The following is a 20,505-nucleotide window of genomic DNA, read 5'->3' as shown; positions in this document are numbered from 1 at the left end:
CAAATGGCTTGTTCACGTTAAAACCTTGGTAAGGTTAACGCGGGCGCAGCAGCGCTTCAAGCGGTCCTGCGGCGAATACCGATCGAACGGCCGGCGCGTTCGGGCATCGGCAGTGCAGAGTGGGCGGCGCGCATCGCTTCCACCTTGGCCTGCACGTCGGCGGGGAAGGGCGCGACTTTCGGCCCGGACATGTCGACATGCAGCGACAGGGTTTCGGAAGTGGCGGCGAGCCAGCCATCGACATGGCGGATTTCCTGGTAGGCCCGCAGCCGCTTGTCGTCGTGATCGATCAGCTGGAAGGATACGACGACCTTGTGTTCGAGGTGCAGTTCCTGGACATAGCAAACATGGACTTCGGCCGTGTAGATGGTCAGGCGCCGCTCTTTGACATAGTCCAGCCCCATGCCCATCGCCTCGAACGCCTCATCCGAGCAGCGGTCGAACAACACGTTGTAATAGGCCATGTTGAGATGGCCGTTGTAGTCGATCCAGTCCTTCTCGATGTCCATCGGTTTGGAAACGAAGGGGGCAGGGATGGGCATGGAAACTTCCTTGTTCTGGTGCTGGACCGAGTTCAGGTGCTGGACAGGGCGTGGCCGCTGAGACTAGAGCGGTTCACCGTCTCGCGGAAACGGTGAACCGCTTTAGTTTTTGTTTTGACGCAATCCCGGACGGAAAACCGCTTCACACTTTTCCTGGAATTGCGTCATGTGCATCCATAATCGCATAACAAGCATGGACGCTGGTCCATTCGCGGAGGAATTCATGGCTCTGAGCGACCTCAATCCGGTCGAACGCAACGAGGAAGGCATTGCGGCGGTGCTCGGCATCCTCAAGCAGCAGTTCGGCGAACGCTTCCAGACCGGCGCGGCGATCCGCTCGCAGCATGCGCACACCACCACCTATATTCCGACGCAGGCGCCTGACGGTGTCGCGCTCCCGGAGACGACAGAAGAGGTGCAAGAGATCGTACGTGCCTGCGCCGCGCACCGCGTGCCGGTCATCGCCTTCGGCGTCGGTTCCTCGCTGGAGGGCCACACCAACGCGCCGGGTGGCGGCATCTCGGTCGACACCTCGCGCATGAACCGCATCCTGTCGGTCAACCCCGAGGATCTCGACTGCACGGTCGAGCCTGGCGTAACGCGCGAGGATTTGAATCGGCACCTGCGCGATACCGGCCTGTTCTTCCCCATCGATCCCGGCGCCAATGCTTCGCTCGGCGGCATGGCGGCAACGCGGGCCTCCGGCACCAATGCGGTGCGCTACGGCACGATGCGTGAAAACGTGCTGTCGCTGACGGCCGTCATGGCCGATGGCGAGACGGTGACGACCGGCAAGCGGGCGAAAAAGAGTTCGGCCGGCTACGATCTGACGCGGCTTCTGGTCGGCTCGGAAGGCACGCTCGGCATCATCACCTCGCTGACCTTGAAGCTGCAAGGCATTCCGCAGGCGATCTCCGGCGGCGTCTGCCCGTTTCCAAACCTCGAGGCGGCCTGCAACGCGGTCATCGCGACCATCCAGATGGGCATTCCGGTGGCGCGCATCGAACTGGTGAATGGACTGCAGATGCGGGCGATGAAGAATTACTCGAAGCTCGATTACCCCGAGAGCCCGTGCCTGTTCGTCGAGTTCCACGGCAGCGATGCCGGTGTCGCCGAACAGGCCGAAACCTTCGGTGCCATTGCTGAAGACAATGGCGGCGGGCCATTCCTGTGGACGAGCGTCGCCGAGGAGCGCACGAAACTCTGGAAGGCCAGGCACGATGCTTATTGGGCGTCGCTGACGCTGCGGCCGGGCACCAAGGGCCTGTCGACCGATGTCTGCGTGCCGATCTCGCGGCTGGCCGAATGCGTTGCCGAAACCGAGGCCGACATTGCCGAGATGGGCCTGGTTGCGCCGATCGTCGGCCATGCCGGCGACGGCAATTTCCATGTGCTGGTGCTGATGGATGTCAACGACCCCAAAGAGATCGCGCTAGCGGAGAAATTCGTCTCGCGGCTGAACATGCGGGCGATCGCCATGGACGGCACCTGCACCGGCGAACACGGCATCGGCCAAGGCAAGATCGGCTTCCTGCGCCATGAGCTCGGCCATGCTGTCGACATCATGCGCTCCATAAAAAAAGCGCTCGACCCGCAAGACATCATGAACCCAGGCAAGATATTACCTGCATAGCCGAAATGTGAGGAGCGGCAATGGATACTCTGATTATAAGGGCATCGCTTGGCAAGACACTGTTACTGCTGTCGGCCAGCCTCTTCTTTGTCCTGGCCTGCGCTTTCCTGATTTATGTCTCCGAGGACGGCGACACCGCCGGCCTTTGGTGGTGCGTGGCCTTTTTCGGGCTGGTCGCGTTGGTGTTTGCCTGGCAGCTTGTGCGGCCGCAGATTCTGGTGCTGAACGGACAAGGTTTCAGTCTCGGCGGAGGCCTTGTTCGATCGCCCAAGCTGGTCCCCTGGAAGGATATCGAAAGCTTCTTCGTCGTCCATCGCCGGCGCAGGATAGGCGATATGATCGGGTACAATTTCGCACCGGGGGTCAAGAAAAGCTCCGTCATGGGCAGCGTGACCAAAAGCCTGGGCGCCGAAGCCGCATTACCCCAGGGCTGGACATTGTCCCCCGAGGAGATGGTGGTGCTGCTGAACGAATATCACCGACGGGCCATGGCAGGATAGTCTCTTACGCACAGGCCGGACCGCGGTCAAAGGCGTCCAAAAATCTCTGCTCTTCCAGATACATCAGAGATCAAGCAACTCTGGATGAATTGCCTCTTTATCGACACGCTGATGCGGGTAGAGTGCGGCTGACTTTCAATCAACCCGTTCGGAGCTGATGCTCGCACGCCTGTTCGTGATCTTCGGTGGCTTGTTTGTGCTGGTGCTGGTAGCGGCGCTGGTGGTGCCGTATTTTGTCGATTGGACCGGGTACCGCGCCCAATTCGAGCGCGAGGCGAGCGCCATTCTCGGCCGCAAGGTGACGGTGCAAGGCGACGCCACGGCGCGGCTGTTGCCGTTCCCCTCGGTGACCTTCTCAAACGTCACGGTCGCCGGCGGCCCCGGCGGCCAGCCGGCAATGACCGTCGAGACCTTTTCGATGGACGCGGAACTGGCGCCGTTCCTGCGTGGCGAAGTGCTGATTTTCGACATGCGGCTGGTGCATCCGAAGGCGACGATCGACATCGCCGATAACGGCACGGTCGACTGGGCGATACGGCCGTCCTCGCCCTTCGATCTCAACCAGATCTCGATCGAGAAGCTCACGGTGACGGAGGGAGAAATTGCGCTCCGCCATGCCGCAGGCGGGCGCAGCCATCTGATTTCCGAGATCAATTCGACCATCTCTGCCAAGTCGCTGGCCGGGCCGTGGCGCATGGACGGAACGTTGCTGCTCGACGGACTGCGTTCGACGGTTGCGGCTTCGACCGGCAAGGCCGAAGGCAGCGGCCAGATGCGGCTGAGGCTCAAGGTCGATCCCGATGCCTATCCACTGGTCATCGAAACCGACGGCAATGCCGGCATCGTCAATGGGGCTGCCGTCTATTCCGGCCAGTTCAAGATTTCCGGCAACGACAAAAACAGCGCCGAACTGCGCGGCGGCGATGGCGAGAGCGTCAAAATCAGCGCCGGCAAACCCGATCCGGGGTTCAGGCTGAACGGCAAGTTCTCGCTCGACCACCAGAAGCTTGGCGTCGACGAATTCCGCTTCGAGACCGGGCCGCTCGACAATCCCTACACAGCCGACGGCAAGGCTTCGGTCGATCTCGGCCTTAGGCCGAACTTCGCCATCGAGGCCAATGGCGCGCAGGTGCAACTGGACGAGGCGGTGGGCGCTGAGAAGGGCGCCGGCCTGACGCTGGACCAGCGCATTGCCGGGATCGAGCAGGCGCTGCTCGAACTGCCGAAGCCGAGCATCCCCGGCACTGTCGAGGTCAAGCTGCCGGCGGTGGTGGCCGGCGACACCACGGTGCGCGACGTGCATCTCTCGGCCGAGCCGGTCGAGGGCGGCTGGTCGGTGAAATCGCTGGCCGCGACCTTGCCCGGGCGCACGACGCTGGAAGCCAGCGGCATGCTCAGCGTCGAAGATCATTTCCGTTTCAGCGGCTCCATGCTGCTGGCGGTGGCGCAGCCTTCCGGCTTTGCTGCCTGGTTGTCGAAAGATGTCGACGAGGCGATCCGCCGGCTGCCGGCCGCCGGCTTCAAGGCCAAGGTGGACCTGTCGGAGAAGCGCCAGGCGTTCAGCGATCTCGAACTGATCCTCGGCAAGTCGAAGTTCACCGGCCGCATCGATTCCAACCAGCCCGACGCCGCCAAGTCCTCGGTGCTGATGCGGCTCGCGGGCGGCGAACTCGATGTCGACGGGCTGACGGCCTTCGCCTCGATCTTCGTCAGCGACAAGGGCGCCAACCGCTTTTCCGACCGTGACCTCGATTTTCAGATCAAGGCAGGGCCGGTCAATGCCGGCGGGCTCACCGCCGACACGGTCGACACAGCGCTCCGGCTCCGCGACGGGCTGCTCGAAATCGACCGGCTGTCGATTGGCGGCCTTGCCGGCGCCTCGATCAGCGCCACCGGCCGGATCAAGGATTTTCCGGCAAGCCCGACCGGCAAGCTCGATGCCTCGGTGGTCGCCGTCGATCTGAAGCCGCTGATCGACATTGCCGCGCAACATTATCCCGACAATCAGGTGCTGAAGGGGCTGGCTGGCCGCACGGCCGCCTATCCTGAACTGTTCCAGGACGCGCGCGTCGATCTGGTGGCGAGCGCCGCCGACAATGGCGACGGCACGACCGGGCTGGCGGTGAGCGGACAAGGCAAGGCCGGCGGTTCGGCCTTTTCGGCGTCGCTGTCGGGCAAGGGTGCCGTCGGCCAGTTGCTCGACGCGCCGGTGACGCTGACCTTCAACGCCAAAAATCCCGACGCCACCGTGCTGCTGGCGCTCTACGGCCTGCCGGCGCTGCCGCTCGGCATGCTCGGCCAGGCAAGCACCGATATTTCGGCCAAAGGCACGTTTGGCGGCGGCCTGGCGACGAGCTTCAATTTCGCCGCCGACGACTTCAGGGCGACGTTCGACGGCACCGTTGCTCAGACACCGCAAGGCGCCACCGCCAAGGGCAAGATCGGCCTCGACGCCTCCGACATCGAGCCCTGGCTGATGACGACCGGCGCCGGCCTGCCGGGCATGGGAACGGGCACCTCGACCTCGCTCAGCGCGGATGCCGATTTCGGCAATGGCCTGCTGGTGTTGAGCGGTCTCAGCGGATCCATCAACGAGTCGGAGATTTCGGGCGACGTCAACATCGATGCGAAGCAGGGGCTGCCGCATTTTGCCGGTGCGCTGGCGCTCGACGAACTGGACCTCGACCCGATTGCGGTTGCGCTGTTCGGTGACCAGTCGTTCCTCAGCAGCAACGCGAACTGGCCGACGGCGCCATTCAGCCAGAAATCCAGCCTGCCGTTCAGCGCCGATCTCGACCTGACGACGGCGACGCTTGCCGCCGGACCGCTGGCGACAGCCTATGATGCGTCGCTGTCGTTGAAACTGGACCAGGAAGGCATCCGCGTTTCGGACCTGAAGGCAAAACTGCTCGGCGGCGCGCTCACCGGATTGTTCGAGTTGAAGAACACAGACGGCACGGGGCTGTTCTCCGGCCAGATGAGGCTTGCCGGCGCTGACCTGGCGACTGTGCTGCCGGCTGCCGGATTGAGTGGCAACGGCGATTTCTCGACAGGGCTGTCGACCAGCGGCAAATCGGTCGACGCGATGATTGCCGCACTCTCCGGCTCGGGCACGGCGGCGCTGAAAGGCCTCACCATTGCCGGCGTCAATCCCGATGCCTTCGGCGCGTTGATTGCCAAGGCCGATGCGATCGGGCGCGACATCGACGTGGCCAAGACCGCGGGCTTTGCACCTGAGATCGCTGGCGACGGCAGCTTTGCTGCCGGCGATGCCGACATCGCCTTCACGGTCGCCGGCGGCACGTTGCGGGCACCACCGATCAAATTCGAAAACCAGGCGGCGACGCTTTCTGCCGACATCACGGCCGACCTCAACAACGGCACCGTCGCCACCAAGGGCGCTGTCACCTACAAGCCTGGCGACGAGGCGCTGATCGGCTCCGATCCGACGGTCAATTTCAGCGTCGATGGGCCGTTCGGGGCGCTGAAGAAGCAGTTCGACAGCGAGCCGCTGGCGCAATTTTTGACCCAGCGCGCGCTGGAAAAGGAGCAGCAGCGGGTCGAGGCGATGCAGGCCGCACTGCTCGAGAAGCAGCGGCTGCGGCGCGAGGTGCGCTACTACGCCGCCCTGCAGACCGAGCGCGACAAGGCCGCCGAGGAATTGCGCAAGCAGGAGGAAGCGGCACGGCTCAAAGCCGAGGCCGACGCCAAGGCGAAGGCACAGGCCGATGCGAAGGCACAGGCCGAAGCGGATGCGAAGGCCAAGGCGGATGCCGAAGCAAAGGCCAATGCCGATGCGAAAGCGCAGGCAGAGGCTGACGCAAAGGCCAAGGCAGATGCGGACGCGAAAGCCCAGGCCGAAGAGCAGGCTGCCGAAGACGCCGCCAAGGCCGAGGACGAACGGAAGAAGGCCGAACAGGCTCGGATCGCTTCGCAGGAAAAAGCCAGGCTGGAGGCCGAGCGCAAGGCTCAGGAGCAGGCGCCGAAGGTCGACCGCTCACTTCCCGGCGTCAATGACGGTTCGGCCCCGGCGCCGCCGAAGCCCAGGACAAATCCGTTCTCCGTCGACAATCTGCTGAAGTCGCTGGGCAATTAAGAACCATTCAGACCGCGCCGCGCTTGGCCCAGTCCAGCACATGAAGCCTGAGCGCCGAGGACAGGTTCGCATCTCGCGGTCTTGTCTCGTCGATCTCCGCGACCAGGGCAGCAAGGGTCAGCTTGCGCGCGGCGGCGATGGCGACGAGATCATCATAAAAGGGTTTTTCGAGGGAATAGCTGGTGCGATGGCCGCGGATGGTCACGGAGCGTTTTTCGACCGGGCTCACCGCAGGCGGTCCATCAATCGCCCTGGTCTTCCGGGCGTTCGCGGCGGTGGCCGGCGACGAATTTTTCGGCCTTGTCCGATGTCAGACGGTCACGAGTTCTTTCGGCTTTGGAACGGCCGTGCAGAGCGCGGTTCTCGCCGGCGAGCTTTTCCTTTTCGGTGCGCGCCTTCTGCTTGCGGACCTGGCGAAGGTTGACGATTTCGCCCATGTCGCGCCGACCGTCCCGCTACTTCTTGCGGAAGGCGTCGAGCGACACGACGTCGGCGCCCTTGCCGGCGGCGGCATCGGCCACGGCGGGCTTTTTCTCCGCCTCAGTGGCAGCTGCCTTCTTCTCGGCCTTCGGCTTTTTCTCGGAGACGATAGCCAAAGGCTCGGCAGCCGGCTGGGCGGCTGCATCGTCTTCCGCCGGGACGTCGGTCTTGACGTCGAATTCGAGTTCGAAATTGACCGATGGGTCGTAGAAGCCGCGTACGGCCGAGAACGGAATTTCCAGCTTCTCCGGCACGTCGGAGAAGGACAGCCCGACCTCGAAGCCGGTATCGGTCACCTTGAGGTCCCAATACTGGAACTGGATGACGATGGTCATCTGTTCGGGATAGCGCTCGCGCAGCCTGGAGGACACCCGCACGCCCGGCGCGCCGGTCAGGAATGTGATGAAGAAATGATGATTGCCGGGAAGGCCGGTGCGCGCGACTTCGGCCAGGACCTTGCGCATGACGCCGCGCAATGCCTCCTGGGCCAGAATGTCGTAGCGGATGTGGTCGTCGGCCATGTGCTGGTCGGGTTCCGTTGAATCGTCCGCATAGCTGTAATCAAGCTTGAGCGCGGCGTAAACCGGATATAGATCGCTGATGCGCCGAAGCGAAGCCCGTAACGGACGATTTGATCGCCTGCTTTGGCGTTCAGGCGCTGGCCAGCTGTTTTTCCACCGCTGCCGCTGATCTGCGCTTGCCGAAGGCGCGCAGGAATGTGCGCACGCCGTGGGTGGCGGATTGCAACACTTCGTCTTCCGACGGCATGCTGCCTAGCATGAAGGTGGTCTGCAGTTCGGCGTTGGCTAGCGCCAGGAACTGGCGTGCGGCGACATCGGGATCGTCGACCGCGAGATGGCCGGCATGGGCGAGGCGGGCAAAACGGGCGGCAAGTGCGGGCCAGGTCCGGCCCGGCCCCTGGTCGCGCCATTCGGCAAAGAGCTCGGGATAGCGCTCGCCTTCGGTCTGGATCAGCTTGCGCAGGAAGCGTCCGTCGCGGTTGCAGATGCAGTTCTGATTCATGCGCACGGCAAAGCCGATCAGGTCGGCTTCCAGATCCTTCGGCTGGTCTGGGAAAGAGGCGAAGGTGGCGAAGATGCCGGCATTGCAGCGCTCCGTCAGATCGCGCACCACAGCCATGAAGAGCTTTTCCTTGTCGCGGTGGTGATTGTAGATGGTCTGGCGCGACACGCCGGCCTCCACCGCGATCAGGTCGATATTGGCGCCGGCAAAGCCTTCCCGGCAGAAGACCGAAGCCGCCGCATCGATGATCGACATACGCTTGGCCTCGTGGCCGCGTGGCGGGAAAATGTCAGGAGAAACGGCAAGCTTCATAGAAATCTATATAGAGGTGATTGACGAATTAGACAAGGCTGTCTAAATTTGTGGACACAATAAATGGGAATTCGCTCCGTAGAGACGAATAATCTCGCTCTGAGCCGTCGGATTTCAACGGGATGGAACGTCCTAGGGTTAGTCGTCGCGTTGGCGGCGCCAACCAGACTTGAAAGAAGCCTTTATCATGAGTCCCAAATTCCTCCGCATCGCGGTCGTGCTCGGCCTGTTGTCCGCTATCGGCCCCTTCGCCATCGACATGTATCTGCCGGCGTTGCCTTCGATCGGCGAGGATCTGCATGCCGGCACCGCCGCCGTTCAGATGAGCCTTTTGATCTTCTTCCTGTCGATGGGCTTCGGCCAGATCGTCGTCGGACCGATCTCCGACATGGTCGGCCGCAAGCTGCCGCTTTACGGCGGCCTTGCGCTGTTCATGGTCGGCGGTATCGGTTCGGCCATGAGCCCGACCATCGAATGGCTGATCGCCTTCCGCTTTCTGCAGGGACTGGGCGCCAGCGCCGGCATGGCGGTGCCGCGCGCCATCGTGCGCGACCTGCACACCGGCACCGAAGCCGCCAAGCTGATGTCGCTGCTGATGCTGGTGTTTTCGGTGTCGCCGATCCTGGCGCCGCTGACCGGCAGCCAGATCATCGAGAATTTCGGCTGGCGCGCCGTATTCTGGACGGTGACGGGCGCGGCCCTGCTGGCCACCATTCTGTTGGCGACCTCGCTGAAGGAGACGCGGCCGGCGGAAGAACGCGTCGGTTCCTCCTTCGGAACCGCACTCGCCGGCTATCGCTTCCTCATGGGTGACCGCAATTTCCTCGGCCTGGTGGCGATCGCCGGCTTCGGCATCGCCAGCTTCTTCGTCTACCTCTCGAGTTCGTCCTTCATTCTGATCGACCATTACGGGCTGTCGCCTTCCGTCTACAGCGTGTTCTTCTCGATCAATGCGGTCGCCTTCATCGGCATGTCGCAGCTGACGGGACTGCTGTCGGAGCGCTTCGGGCTGAAGCGCGTCGTCTGGGTGGCGGTGACCGGCTATGCCACGACGATGGTGGTGCTGTTCGCAGTCATGGCGACCGGCGTCGACCGGCTCGATGTGATGGCGGCACTGCTGTTCGTCGGCTACGGCTTCCTCGGCCTGGTCATCCCGACGACGTCGGTGCTGGCCATGGAAGAGCATGGCGAGATCGCCGGCACGGCCTCGGCGCTGATGGGCACGCTGCACTTCGCCATCGGTGCGCTGGCGATGGGCGTCGCCGGCATCTTCTTCGACGGCACCCCGCTGCCCATGGTGGCCGGCATCACGCTCTGCGCCGTAATCTCGTTCACGCTGGCCAAACTGACGCTCGGCCGCTCGCGCGAAGCCGTTGAAGCGCCGGCCGAGTAAGCTGACCGCAATCGACCGGAAAGGCCGGGTCATCCCGGCCTTTTTCACGTCTGGGGTAATCCGGCCCCGGCCAGAACCACGGCCTTCGACCGACGCCAGCGGCAAATTGCACCAGCTCATGGCTCAATTTGGTGTAGGCTTCGCGTCCCATCGTCATGCGAAATCCGGCCAGCGGCAGCCGGCATTGCGCCTACGATATCGAGGAGGGGAGAAGTGGAGGTTTCTGTTGCCAGGTACCTCCGAACCCCGCCTAGAAGTGCGAACCTCTAGGGCTTGATTTGAAGCTATCGCACCGCTTACGCGGCGAGACGTGCTTCCGCATAGTTGTCATTTGCAACTACAGGTTTAGCCCGATGACGGTGGTACCATGCCGGGCAAAAGTACGATCTTTACACCTTCGTCGATCCTATTTCGCCCCCAGCAACAGCCGCTCTGATCACAGAGCGGTTCTTGGTGGAGGCGCCGGGTACCGCCCCCGGGTCCGAACGGCTTATTACATCGCCCATTTATCGCCATAGTCGGTCAAGCCGACAAAACGAATATAGGGGGGCGGCGCACAAAATGAAAGGCCGCAATGACACTTCTTGGCCGCACCAAACTGCGGCGCCGAGGGTTGACTCGCGCGCGGTCTCAACCGAAGCTTTGCGATGGTGAGGAGCATCGACATAGCGCACAAGTTGCGGCAGCGCGCCACAGCCCTCATCGATCGGATCCCGTGGCGCCGACATGGGGAAATTTGATGGCCGATTATCTCGCAGACGTGAAGAAATACGACGCCGCCGCAAATGCCGATGTGGTTGCCAAGATTGTGAAACATCTGGGCATCGCGCTGCGCAACCGCGATTCCTCGCTGGTATCCTGCACCGACCCCAAGGAATTGGAGCGCGTCAAGACCAACTGGGTTGCCAAGAAACTCGGCGTGACCGACGGGGCGAAAGCCGACTCTGCGATCGAGAAGACCTGCAAGGCGTTGGCCGCCGACAGCTCCAAGAGCCGCGTGACTTTCTACTATCTGGTCGCCAAGGATCTGGGCAAGCTCGGCTCTTTGTAGAGATTATTGCCGATAGGCAGAGCGCGCGTTTGATTTTGCTCCTCACCGGAGATCAGCACCGCCCCTCATTGCCCTGCCGGGCATTTCTCCCCGTATAGTGACGGGGAGATAGGGCTGACCGCAGCCTTGGCTCTCTCTCTCTCTCTCTCTCTCTCTCTCTCGAACGCTTGTGATTGGCGAAACCGCTGATCACAGCGCCCCTCTCCCCGTCCCTATACGGGGAGAGGATGCCGGCAGGCAGGTGAGGGGCAGCGCTAACCCTTGAAGAGTGATGGGGCAAGCCGCGTTCTGGTCCTTTTGCTGTGTTCGGCCGGCGGCCAGTCGGTTATGATGGCGGTAATCCCGAATCGAGGCGAAGCCGATGCGCCAGTATCTCGACCTTTTGCAGCATGTGCTGGACAATGGCGCCGACCGTGGCGACCGCACGGGCACCGGCACGCGTGGGGTATTCGGGTACCAGATGCGCTTCGACCTGTCGCGCGGCTTTCCCGTCACCACCACCAAGAAGCTGCATCTGAAGTCGATCATCCATGAACTCCTGTGGTTCCTGGCCGGCGACACCAACATCAAATACCTTAGAGATCATGGCGTTTCGATCTGGAACGAATGGGCCGACGAGAATGGCGATCTCGGCCCGGTCTATGGCAAGCAGTGGCGCTCTTGGCCGGATGGCCATGGCGGGTCGATCGACCAGATTGCCAATGTTCTGAAGGAGATACGCAGGAATCCGAATTCACGCCGGCTGATCGTTTCGGCGTGGAACCCGGCCGAAGTGGAGGCGATGGCGCTGCCGCCCTGCCACTGCCTGTTCCAGTTCTACGTCTCGGACGGCAAGCTGTCCTGCCAGCTCTACCAGCGCTCGGCCGACATTTTTCTCGGGGTACCCTTCAACATCGCTTCCTACGCGCTGCTGACCCTGATGGTGGCGCAGGTGACCGGGCTAAAGCCCGGCGAGTTCGTCCATACGCTGGGCGATGCGCATCTCTATTCCAACCATTTCGAGCAGGCGCGCGAGCAATTGCGTCGCACGCCCAAGGCGCTGCCTACGCTGTGGATCAATCCGGAGGTGAAGGACCTGTTCGCCTTCCGCTTCGAGGATTTCCGGCTGGAAAACTATTTTGCCGACGCGTCGATCAAGGCGCCGATCGCGGTCTGATCCGTCCACCGTCAATCAATTCCGACCCTCAATCGATGTCGACCATGACGTCGGTTGCCTTGATCATGGCATAGGCTGCTTGCCTTTTTCGAGCTTGAGATCGGCAACGGCCTCGTTGGTGATCGAAGCGTGACGACGGAGCCGGCGACATCACCGCGGACAGGCGAGGTGCTTTGACGATCTCGACGATCGTTCCCTTGAGGATGTTGCGGGCGCTGATCTTCATCGGAGTTCCTTTCCGGGTTTCGGTGCACGTCCAAACCAGAACAATCGATGCCGAACATACGCTTTCGCAGGAGGCGGCCTTCCCTTGTTATATTCATCCAGATATATCGGTCGGCAGGAGTCGAGCCAGCAGATTTCAAGCCCAGGGAGAGTTTTCATGTTGGGGCACAAAGGTTTTGGTATGAGGGCAATCGCGATTGGCGGCTTTGCCGTAGCTCTGATGGCCGCGATGCCGGCGGCTCACGCGGGAGACAAGGTGATCGTGTTTGCCGCAGCCAGCCTCAAGGACGGGCTCGACGCCGTCACCAAGGCCTGCGAAGCCGATGTCGGTGAAGCGGCGACCGTCTCCTACGCCGCGAGCTCGGCGCTGGCCAAGCAGATCGAAAGCGGGGCGCCCGCCGATGTGTTCATTTCGGCCGATCTCGACTGGATGAAGTACCTCTCCGACAAGAGACTGACCAAGCCGGAAACCGAGGTGAAACTGCTCGGCAACCAGATCGTGCTGGTGGCGCCACAGGATTCCAAGGTCGAGACCAGGATCGAGAAAGGCTTCGACCTCGCCAAGCTGATCAGCGACGGCAAGCTCGCCATGGGCGACGTCAAGGCGGTGCCGGCCGGCAAGTATGGCAAGGCGGCACTTGAATCGCTCGGCGTCTGGTCGTCGGTCGAAGGCAAGGTGGCGCAGGCCGAGAATGTGCGCGCCGCGCTGAAGCTGGTTTCAACGGGCGAGGCCGCGCTCGGCATCGTCTATGCCACCGACGCGCATGCCGACAAGGGAGTCAAGGTGGTCGGCACCTTCCCGGAGGATTCGCACCCGCCGATCATCTATCCGGTTGCCCAGACCACCGATTCGAAGGACAAGGATACCCCGGCTTTCCTGAAGTGCCTGCAGTCCGCCAAGGCGGTGGAGCTGTTTAGGGATCAGGGTTTCACCGTGCTCACGCCGAGCAATTAAGGTAGCGGCTGACGCATGAACTGGCTGCTGGACCTCACTCCCGACGAATGGAATGCGGTCCGGCTGTCGATCAAGGTGGCGACGGTGGCGATGCTGTTCAGCCTGCCGCCGGGCATCTTGATGGCGCTTTTGCTGGCCCGCGGAAAATTCTGGGGCAAGACGCTGCTCAACGGTGTGGTTCACCTGCCATTGATCCTGCCGCCGGTGGTGACAGGTTATCTCTTGCTGCTTACCTTCGGCCGGCGCGGGCCGGCGGGAGCGTTCCTGGCCGAGCATTTCGGCATCGTCTTCTCGTTTCGCTGGACCGGCGCCGCACTGGCCTGCGGTATCATGGGCTTTCCCCTGATGGTGCGGGCGATCCGGCTGTCGATCGAGGCGGTCGACCGCAAAATGGAGGCAGCGGCGGGAACGCTCGGCGCCAACCCGATTTGGGTCTTCGCCACCATCACGCTGCCGCTGATCCTGCCCGGGCTGATCGCCGGCTCGATCCTGTCCTTCGCCAAGGCGATGGGCGAGTTCGGCGCCACCATCACCTTCGTCTCCAACATTCCCAACGAGACGCAGACGCTGCCTTCGGCGATCTACACCTTCACGCAGGTGCCTGGCGGCGATGACGGGGCGCTCAGGCTGACGCTGATCTCCATCGTCATCTCGATGGCCGCATTGGTCGCCTCGGAAGTGCTGGCGCGGCGCGTCGGCCGGCGGATGGACATCGAATGAGCGTGCTGGTGGACATCAGCCATCGGCTCGGCGGTTTCGCCGTCGACGCGCGTTTCGAAAGCGCCGGGCGGCTGACGGCGCTGTTCGGGCCATCGGGCTCCGGCAAGACGACGCTGATCAACGTGATCGCCGGCCTGATCCGGCCGACCAAGGGCCGTATCGCGGTCGACGGCTGTGTGCTGGTCGACACCGATGCCGGCATTTTCGTGCCGAAGCACAAGCGCCGGATCGGCATGGTGTTCCAGGACGCGCGGCTGTTTCCGCATATGAGCGTGGCCGGCAATCTGCGCTATGGCCGCTGGTTCACGCCATCGGCGGAGCGCTATGCGGATATCGACGCGGTCGTCGAACTGCTCGGCATCGGTCCTCTGCTCGACCGGCGACCGGCAAAGCTCTCGGGCGGCGAGAAGCAGCGCGTGGCGATCGGCCGGGCGCTGCTTGCCAGCCCGAAACTGCTGTTGATGGACGAGCCGCTGGCCTCGCTCGACGATGCGCGCAAAGCCGAGATCCTGCCCTATATCGAGCGGCTGCGCGACGAGACCAAGCTGCCCATCGTATATGTCAGCCACTCCGTCGCCGAGGTGGCGCGGCTGGCCAGCGACGTGGTGGTGATGGCGCAAGGCAAGGTCGCTGCCTCAGGCCCGACCGGCGCGATCATGCAACGGCTCGAATTGCTGCCGGCGGAGGAACGCGGCGAGGGCGGCGCGGTTCTCGACACCAAGGTGCTGCGCCATGATGAGATCTTCGGGATGACCGTGCTCGGCTCGGCGGCGGGCGAAATCCGGGTGCCGCAATTGGCGGTCTCGGTCGGCGCGCCTGTGCGCATCCGAATCCGCGCCCGCGACGTGATGATAGCCACCGAACAGCCGAAAGGTCTCAGTGCGCTCAACATCCTGCCGGGCGCCATCGTCGCAATCGGCTCGGGCGAGGGGCCGACGGTCGAAATCGGCATCGACTGCAATGGCGCAACCGTGCTTGCGCGCATTACCGAACAATCCAGGCAGGTACTGAACCTTCAACTCGGCGGCAAGGTGTTCGCGGTGATCAAGACGGTCAGTTTCGACCGTGCCAACACCGGCGCCGGCCTGCCGGCCGAAGCGGATGGCTGATAGCCGCTATATCGTTTTGGAATAGCGCTATGGGTCGAGAGGGGCTAGTGTGACTGTGGAGGACAAGAGATGCCGTCGCTGAGCCTGCGGATAAATCTCGATCCGGACGGGCGCATAGGTCCGGGCAAGATCGAATTGCTGGAGCAGATCGCCACTTTCGGCTCGATCTCGGCTGCGGCACGCGGCATGGAGATGTCCTACAAGCACGCCTGGGATCTGGTGGAAGATATGAACCGTGTGTTCGGCAAGCCACTGGTCGCGGCGCAGACCGGCGGCAAAAAGGGCGGCGGCGCACAGCTGACCTCAGTTGGCCTTGCAGTTGTCAGCCGTTTTCGCGCTATCGAGCGCGCTGCGGCGGCAGCGGCGGCCACGCATATGGACGCCTTGCAGGCGGAGATTGATGCTGGGTGAGGGTTGAAGCTTGCGATCCGTCACACCCCCCTCTGTCCTGCCGGACATCTCCCCCGCAAGGGGGGAGATCAGCTAGCCCGTAGACGGGCGCTAATCTGTTAGGCGATTGGCGAAATCCTCCGTGACGGCCAATCTCCCCACTAGAGGGGGAGATGTCCGGCAGGACAGAGGGGGGCGCGAAGGAACTCGACCTTTGAGCGCGCTATTCCTCGGGCTCTCCTGCTTTACGCAGCAGATAGGTGTCCATGATCCAGCCCTTTCTTTTCCGGGCTTCTTCTCTCGTCCTCTCAATCTCCTCGCCGACATCACCCAGGCGACCGGAAACGATGATCTCGTCCGGTGTGCCGAGATAGGCGCCCCAATGGATGATCAGATCCTTGTCTGCCAGCGTGTTGAAGGCGCATTTGCCGTCGAGCATGACCACGGCGCTGCCGGCATTGTGCGGCATGCCTTGTTCGGCGAGGCGGCGGCCGGTGGTGATCAGCACGGGGTCGCCGATGCGGTTCAGCGCCATCTTGTGGCCGGCGGCTAGCGCCTGGACGGCGGTGATGCCGGGAATGACCTCCAGTTCGAATGCGACATTGCCCCTCAGTCGTACGCGCGCGAGGATGCGCAGCGCGCTGTCATAGAGCGAGGGGTCGCCCCAGATCAGGAAGGCGCCGCAGCCGTCCTCGGCAAGGTCGTCGCGGACCAGGCTCTCATAAATCTGGGCGATGGCCTCGTGCCAGTCATCGACGGTCGAGCGATAGGAAGGCGCCGGCTCGGCGCGCACCGGCACGTCGAACTCGACGCGGCGCGATTTCGGATTGCTGACGAAACGGTCGCAGATATGGCGGCGCAATTCGGCAAGGTCGTTCTTCTTCGCCCCCTTGTCGGGGATAAACAGGACGTCCGCCCGGTTTAGGCCTGATATGGCCTGCACGGTCATATGGTCGGGATTGCCGGCGCCGATGCCGATGACGAGAAGCTTGCGCATGACGCGAACTCCTGCCCGATCGAAACCTGTTAGTCCAGACCGCCGATTGGCGTGTCCAGACACTGTGGCGTCCTGCTGGGAGACGGAAGGCTTTGAAACGCCACATTGAAACGGCTAGGGTCGCGGCATTCTTGGCGAGGGGCTTCGATGTTGCAATATGTTCTGTCCGTAGCGCTGGCGCTTTTAGCTGTGCCCGCGCTGGCCAATGACACGACCGCCGAACTCGGCACAGGTGGCCTGATCCTGTCGCGTAGCGACGCGGTGTCGATGCAAAGCGAGGACCTCTATATCTCGCCGGAAAAGATCACGGTCGACTACGTCTTCCACAACAACACCGACAAGGATGTAAATGCCATCGTCGCTTTTCCGCTGCCGGACATCGAAGGCAATCCGGAGGAAATGCCGGCCATCCCGGAAAACCAGAGCGACAATTTCCTTGGCTTCGAGGTGACGATCGACGGAGCGCCGGCAAAGCCGCAGCTCGAGCAGAAAGTGTTTGCTGTCGGCATCGATATCGGCGCCGATCTGAAGGCGCAGAACGTGCCGTTCAATCCGTTCGGCGATGCGGCCAAGGCGGCCCTGGCGAAGCTGCCGAAAACGGTCGCCGAGGATTGGGAAAACCGCGGCATCATCATCGAGGATACGGGCAGCGACGGTACCAAGGCGAACAAGGTCTATACGCCGTGGTGGCAGTTGCGCTCGACCTATTGGTGGCGCGCGATATTTCCGGCCAACAAGGATGTCCACGTCTCGCACCGCTACAAACCGAGCGTCGGCGGCACGTCATCGGTGAGTTTCTTCTATGACGGCAAGTTCACCGAGGGCAGCCAGTACACGAACTACAAGACCCGCTACTGCATGGACGACAGCTTCGAGAATGCGGTGCGGCAGGCCGCCAAGGCCGACGGTTATCCGCATTTTTACGAGAACCGCATTGCCTATATCCTGACCACCGGCGGCAACTGGGCCAATGGCAGCATCGGCAAGTTCAAGCTAACCGTCGACAAGGGCAATCCGAAAGCGCTGATCTCGTTTTGCGGCGACAATGTCAAGAAGGTCGGGCCGACGACCTTCGAGACGGCGGCGCAGGATCTCTATCCCGAGCACAACATCGACATATTGCTTTTGGAGCCGTCGGATGACGGCGCCGGGGGAGCCAACTGATGGACGTCGCGATCTATGTCGCCATTGCGCAGAACGGCGTCATCGGGCGCGACGGCGGCTTACCGTGGCGGCTGTCCACCGATCTCAAGCGCTTCAAGGCCGATACGATGGGCAAGCCCGTCATCATGGGCCGCAAGACTTATGAAGGCATCGGCCGGCCGCTGCCGGGCAGGTTGAACATCGTGGTGACCCGCGACAAGGCCTGGCGCGCCGAGGGCATCGAGGTAGCGCACTCCCTGGAGGCCGCGATCCAGCTGGCCACGGTGCGCGGGCGTTGCATGGCCGGCGTCGACGAAATCTGCATCATCGGCGGCGGCGAGATCTATGCGCAGGCGCTGCCGCTGGCAGACCGGCTGCACGTCACCCATGTGCTGGCGGCGGTCGATGGCGACGCGCATTTTCCCGACATCGATCCGGATTTGTGGCGCCTTGTCAGCGCTCAGGACGTTCCGGCCGGTGAAAAGGACAGCCATGCGACGCGCTATTCGGTTTACGAGCGACGCCGCGGCGTGCATTGAGACGATAAAAGGGTCGCGAACGTCCAAAACGGACATGCTCGGCAGCGGATCGCGTTGAAAGCGCATCGCGGCATCCCTATAGAAGAACAACTGGATTTTGCGCCGCAACGCCGGCGCCGAGGGAATTCCAAGCGAAAGGACATTCATGCCCTGGAACGACAAGAGCGGCGGTGGCGGCGGCCCATGGGGTGGCGGCGGCGGCAACAATCAGGGACCTTGGGGGCAGGGACCGAAGGGGCCTAGCGGCCCGCCGGGGTCACCTCCCGATCTCGAAGACATCATCCGCCGCGGCCAGGACCGGCTGCGGCGCGCGCTGCCCGGTGGCGGCGGCGCCAGCCCGGCCGTGTTTGCGCTGATCGCAGCGGCTCTGATCGTGCTGTGGGCGTTCAAGGCGGTCTACACCGTGCAGCCGGACGAGGTTGCGGTCGAGCTGCGCTTCGGCAAGCCGAAGGCGGAGCTGTCGCAGCCAGGTCTGCATTTCCATTGGTGGCCCGTCGAAACCGTCGAGACGGCCAACATCGCCGAACAGCTCGTCGATATCGGTGGTGGCGGCGCGACGAGCGGCAACTCGTCGGGGCTGATGCTTACCGGCGACCAGAACATCGTCAACGTCCAGTTTTCGGTGGCCTATCAGGTCTCCGATCCCCGGGCCTATCTGTTCGACGTCTCCGACCCAGAAGGCATGCTGCAGCAGGTCGCAGAGAGCGCCATGCGCGAAGCGGTCGGCCGGCGACCGGCCCAGGACATCTTCCGCGACGACCGTCAGGGCATTGCGGCGTCGGTGCGTGAAATCATCCAGACGACGCTGGACGGCTACAAGGCCGGCCTGAACGTCAACGCAGTTTCGATCGAGGACGCGGCGCCGCCGCGTGAAGTGGCCGACGCGTTCGACGAAGTGCAGCGCGCCGAGCAGGACGAAGACAAGTTCGTCGAGCAGGCCAACCAGTATTCCAACCAGAAGCTCGGCCAGGCGCGTGGCGCCGCGGCGCAGATCCGCGAGGACGCGGCAGCCTACAAGAACCGTGTCGTCCAGGAAGCCGAAGGTGAGGCGCAGCGCTTCATCTCGGTCTATGACGAATACGCCAAGGCGCCCGATGTGACGCGCCGGCGGCTTTATCTGGAAACGATGGAAAAGGTGCTGAAGGAATCCAACAAGGTCATCGTCGAACAGGGCAATGGACAAGGGGTCGTTCCCTATCTGCCGCTGCCGGCACTGCAGCCGAAGGCGCCGCCGCCTGCGACCACGGGAGGAGCCCAGTGATGGCCAATCGTCTTCCCATCATCGCGGTCATCGCGGCCGTGCTTCTGTTCCTGCTCTACTCCTCGGTCTTCGTGGTCAACGCGCGCCAGCAGGCGCTCGTGCTGCGGTTCGGCGAGATCGTCGACGTGAAGAATGAACCCGGCATCTATTTCAAGGCGCCTTTCGCCTTCTTCGACGCCGACAGCGTGCAGTTGATCGAAAACAGGGTGCTGCGCTTCGATCTCGATAACATCCGCGTCCAGGTTTCGGGCGGCAAGTTCTATGAGGTCGACGCTTTCATCGCGTACCGCATCTCGGATCCGCGGGTGTTCCGCTCAGCCGTGTCCGGCCAGATCACACTGGCCGAAGCACGACTGAGGACGCGTCTCGATGCGGCGCTGCGCCGTGTCTACGGTCTGCGCGACTTCGAGGCGGCGCTCTCGGAAGAGCGGGCCGTGATGATGCGAGAAGTGCGCGATCAGCTTCGGCCCGACGCCACCTCGCTCGGCCTGCAGATCGAGGATGTGCGCATCCGCCGAACCGATCTGACGGCTGAGGTTTCGCAGCAGACCTTCGACCGCATGAAGGCCGAACGTTTGGCCGAGGCCGAACGGCTGAGAGCGCGCGGCAAAGAGGCCGCGCAGCGCATTACCGCCCGCGCCGACCGCGAAGTGGTGGAAATCGTCGCCGAGGCGCGCAAGGAATCGGAAATCCTGCGTGGTGAAGGTGAAGCCCAGCGCAGTGCGACCTTTGCCGACGCCTACAAACGCGATCCGGCGTTCTTCGACTTCTACCGGTCGATGAATGCCTATGGCACGGCGCTGGACAACTCCGGGACGACGATGGTGCTTTCGCCGAACTCGGAGTTCTTCCGCTTCTTCCGCAATCCGGACGGTACGGACGCGAAGCCGGCGACACCTGCGGCTCCGGCGACGGCACCTGCCGCGCCGGCGACGGCACCTGCCGCGCCGGCTGCACAACCCGCACCCGCCCAGTAGGGC

Annotated in this window: 20 protein-coding genes, 1 other RNA gene and 1 pseudogene; 14 read left to right on the top strand and 8 right to left on the bottom strand. The window is 63.0% G+C overall.

Annotated elements, in window-relative coordinates; translation table 11 throughout:
• Positions 1–56: 56 nt before the first annotated feature.
• A complete protein-coding gene (locus X727_RS156875) occupies positions 57–542 on the bottom strand; it encodes a thioesterase family protein (protein ID WP_023712460.1) in 486 nt (161 codons plus the stop codon).
• A 223-nt stretch (positions 543–765) separates the two neighbouring features.
• Between X727_RS156875 and X727_RS156880 the strand changes: the two genes are divergently transcribed.
• The 3 genes from X727_RS156880 to X727_RS156885 all read left to right on the top strand — a co-directional run bounded on the left by X727_RS156880 (position 766) and on the right by X727_RS156885 (position 6,771).
• Positions 766–2,175 carry an FAD-linked oxidase C-terminal domain-containing protein gene (locus tag X727_RS156880; protein ID WP_023729328.1) on the top strand — a complete coding sequence of 470 codons (1,410 nt, stop codon included), beginning with the start codon at positions 766–768 and terminating at the stop codon, positions 2,173–2,175.
• 20 nt (positions 2,176–2,195) lie between these two features.
• Entirely contained in the window at positions 2,196–2,675 is a 480-nt protein-coding gene (locus X727_RS21805) for a hypothetical protein (protein ID WP_023833892.1), read from the top strand.
• Between the two features lie 157 nt (positions 2,676–2,832).
• Positions 2,833–6,771: an AsmA family protein gene (locus X727_RS156885; RefSeq protein ID WP_023833891.1), complete on the top strand. Its 3,939-nt coding sequence runs from the start codon at positions 2,833–2,835 to the stop codon at positions 6,769–6,771.
• A gap of 7 nt (positions 6,772–6,778) precedes the next feature.
• On the opposite strand, the gene X727_RS156890 is transcribed toward X727_RS156885, so the two are convergent.
• The 4 genes from X727_RS156890 to X727_RS156905 form a co-directional block, all read right to left on the bottom strand.
• Entirely contained in the window at positions 6,779–7,000 is a 222-nt protein-coding gene (locus X727_RS156890; protein WP_023668319.1) for a ribbon-helix-helix domain-containing protein, read from the bottom strand.
• 13 nt (positions 7,001–7,013) lie between these two features.
• Positions 7,014–7,208, bottom strand: a complete 195-nt coding sequence (locus X727_RS156895) for a DUF4169 family protein (RefSeq protein WP_023667420.1) — start codon at positions 7,206–7,208, stop codon at positions 7,014–7,016.
• 18 nt (positions 7,209–7,226) lie between these two features.
• Complete coding sequence (locus X727_RS156900; protein ID WP_023667419.1) at positions 7,227–7,772, bottom strand: SspB family protein; 546 nt, start codon at positions 7,770–7,772, stop codon at positions 7,227–7,229.
• A 130-nt stretch (positions 7,773–7,902) separates the two neighbouring features.
• On the bottom strand, positions 7,903–8,586 hold the full coding sequence (locus X727_RS156905; RefSeq protein ID WP_023735951.1) for a TetR/AcrR family transcriptional regulator: 684 nt from the start codon (positions 8,584–8,586) through the stop codon (positions 7,903–7,905).
• A 187-nt stretch (positions 8,587–8,773) separates the two neighbouring features.
• Between X727_RS156905 and X727_RS156910 the strand changes: the two genes are divergently transcribed.
• Entirely contained in the window at positions 8,774–9,979 is a 1,206-nt protein-coding gene (locus tag X727_RS156910; protein ID WP_023667417.1) for a multidrug effflux MFS transporter, read from the top strand.
• A 212-nt stretch (positions 9,980–10,191) separates the two neighbouring features.
• Here X727_RS156910 and ssrA read toward each other — a convergent pair.
• Positions 10,192–10,550: a transfer-messenger RNA gene (ssrA, locus tag X727_RS1000000166160) on the bottom strand.
• A gap of 168 nt (positions 10,551–10,718) precedes the next feature.
• Here ssrA and X727_RS156915 point away from each other — a divergent pair.
• Complete coding sequence (locus X727_RS156915; protein ID WP_023668323.1) at positions 10,719–11,030, top strand: DUF2853 family protein; 312 nt, start codon at positions 10,719–10,721, stop codon at positions 11,028–11,030.
• A gap of 361 nt (positions 11,031–11,391) precedes the next feature.
• A complete protein-coding gene (locus X727_RS156920; protein WP_023714748.1) occupies positions 11,392–12,186 on the top strand; it encodes a thymidylate synthase in 795 nt (264 codons plus the stop codon).
• Between the two features lie 28 nt (positions 12,187–12,214).
• Here the strand turns inward: X727_RS156920 and X727_RS0133505 are convergent.
• Positions 12,215–12,412 (bottom strand): annotated as a pseudogene (locus X727_RS0133505) (TOBE domain-containing protein).
• A 159-nt stretch (positions 12,413–12,571) separates the two neighbouring features.
• Here X727_RS0133505 and modA point away from each other — a divergent pair.
• The 4 genes from modA (at position 12,572) to X727_RS156940 (ending at position 15,606) form a co-directional block, all read left to right on the top strand.
• Complete coding sequence (gene modA, locus X727_RS156925) at positions 12,572–13,366, top strand: molybdate ABC transporter substrate-binding protein (RefSeq protein ID WP_155923552.1); 795 nt, start codon at positions 12,572–12,574, stop codon at positions 13,364–13,366.
• Positions 13,367–13,381: 15 nt separating this feature from the next.
• Positions 13,382–14,086 carry a molybdate ABC transporter permease subunit gene (modB, locus tag X727_RS156930; RefSeq protein ID WP_023667413.1) on the top strand — a complete coding sequence of 235 codons (705 nt, stop codon included), beginning with the start codon at positions 13,382–13,384 and terminating at the stop codon, positions 14,084–14,086.
• Positions 14,083–15,195, top strand: a complete 1,113-nt coding sequence (gene modC / locus X727_RS156935) for a molybdenum ABC transporter ATP-binding protein (RefSeq protein ID WP_023833890.1) — start codon at positions 14,083–14,085, stop codon at positions 15,193–15,195. Before modB ends, modC begins: the two co-directional genes overlap by 4 nt.
• Positions 15,196–15,264: 69 nt before the next feature.
• The gene (locus X727_RS156940; RefSeq protein ID WP_023667411.1) at positions 15,265–15,606 is read left to right on the top strand and encodes a winged helix-turn-helix domain-containing protein; all 342 of its coding nucleotides are present in this window, start codon (positions 15,265–15,267) and stop codon (positions 15,604–15,606) included.
• 202 nt (positions 15,607–15,808) lie between these two features.
• On the opposite strand, the gene cobF is transcribed toward X727_RS156940, so the two are convergent.
• The gene (gene cobF / locus X727_RS156945) at positions 15,809–16,582 is read right to left on the bottom strand and encodes a precorrin-6A synthase (deacetylating) (RefSeq protein WP_023682093.1); all 774 of its coding nucleotides are present in this window, start codon (positions 16,580–16,582) and stop codon (positions 15,809–15,811) included.
• 147 nt (positions 16,583–16,729) lie between these two features.
• Between cobF and X727_RS156950 the strand changes: the two genes are divergently transcribed.
• From X727_RS156950 to X727_RS156965, 4 genes are all read left to right on the top strand, one after another.
• Positions 16,730–17,746: a DUF4424 domain-containing protein gene (locus X727_RS156950; RefSeq protein ID WP_023833889.1), complete on the top strand. Its 1,017-nt coding sequence runs from the start codon at positions 16,730–16,732 to the stop codon at positions 17,744–17,746.
• A complete protein-coding gene (locus tag X727_RS156955) occupies positions 17,746–18,264 on the top strand; it encodes a dihydrofolate reductase (protein WP_023667408.1) in 519 nt (172 codons plus the stop codon). Before X727_RS156950 ends, X727_RS156955 begins: the two co-directional genes overlap by 1 nt.
• A 145-nt stretch (positions 18,265–18,409) precedes the next feature.
• Positions 18,410–19,525 (top strand): FtsH protease activity modulator HflK, encoded by a 1,116-nt coding sequence (hflK, locus tag X727_RS156960; RefSeq protein ID WP_023833888.1) that lies wholly within the window; start codon positions 18,410–18,412, stop codon positions 19,523–19,525.
• Entirely contained in the window at positions 19,525–20,502 is a 978-nt protein-coding gene (locus X727_RS156965; RefSeq protein WP_023668332.1) for a protease modulator HflC, read from the top strand. The genes hflK and X727_RS156965 overlap by 1 nt, the downstream gene beginning before the upstream one ends.
• The last annotated feature ends 3 nt before the right edge of the window (positions 20,503–20,505 follow it).

Source organism: Mesorhizobium sp. L103C105A0 (genome assembly GCF_000502215.1).
Taxonomy (GTDB): domain Bacteria; phylum Pseudomonadota; class Alphaproteobacteria; order Rhizobiales; family Rhizobiaceae; genus Mesorhizobium.
This window is presented reverse-complemented; position numbering and strand designations above follow the sequence as displayed.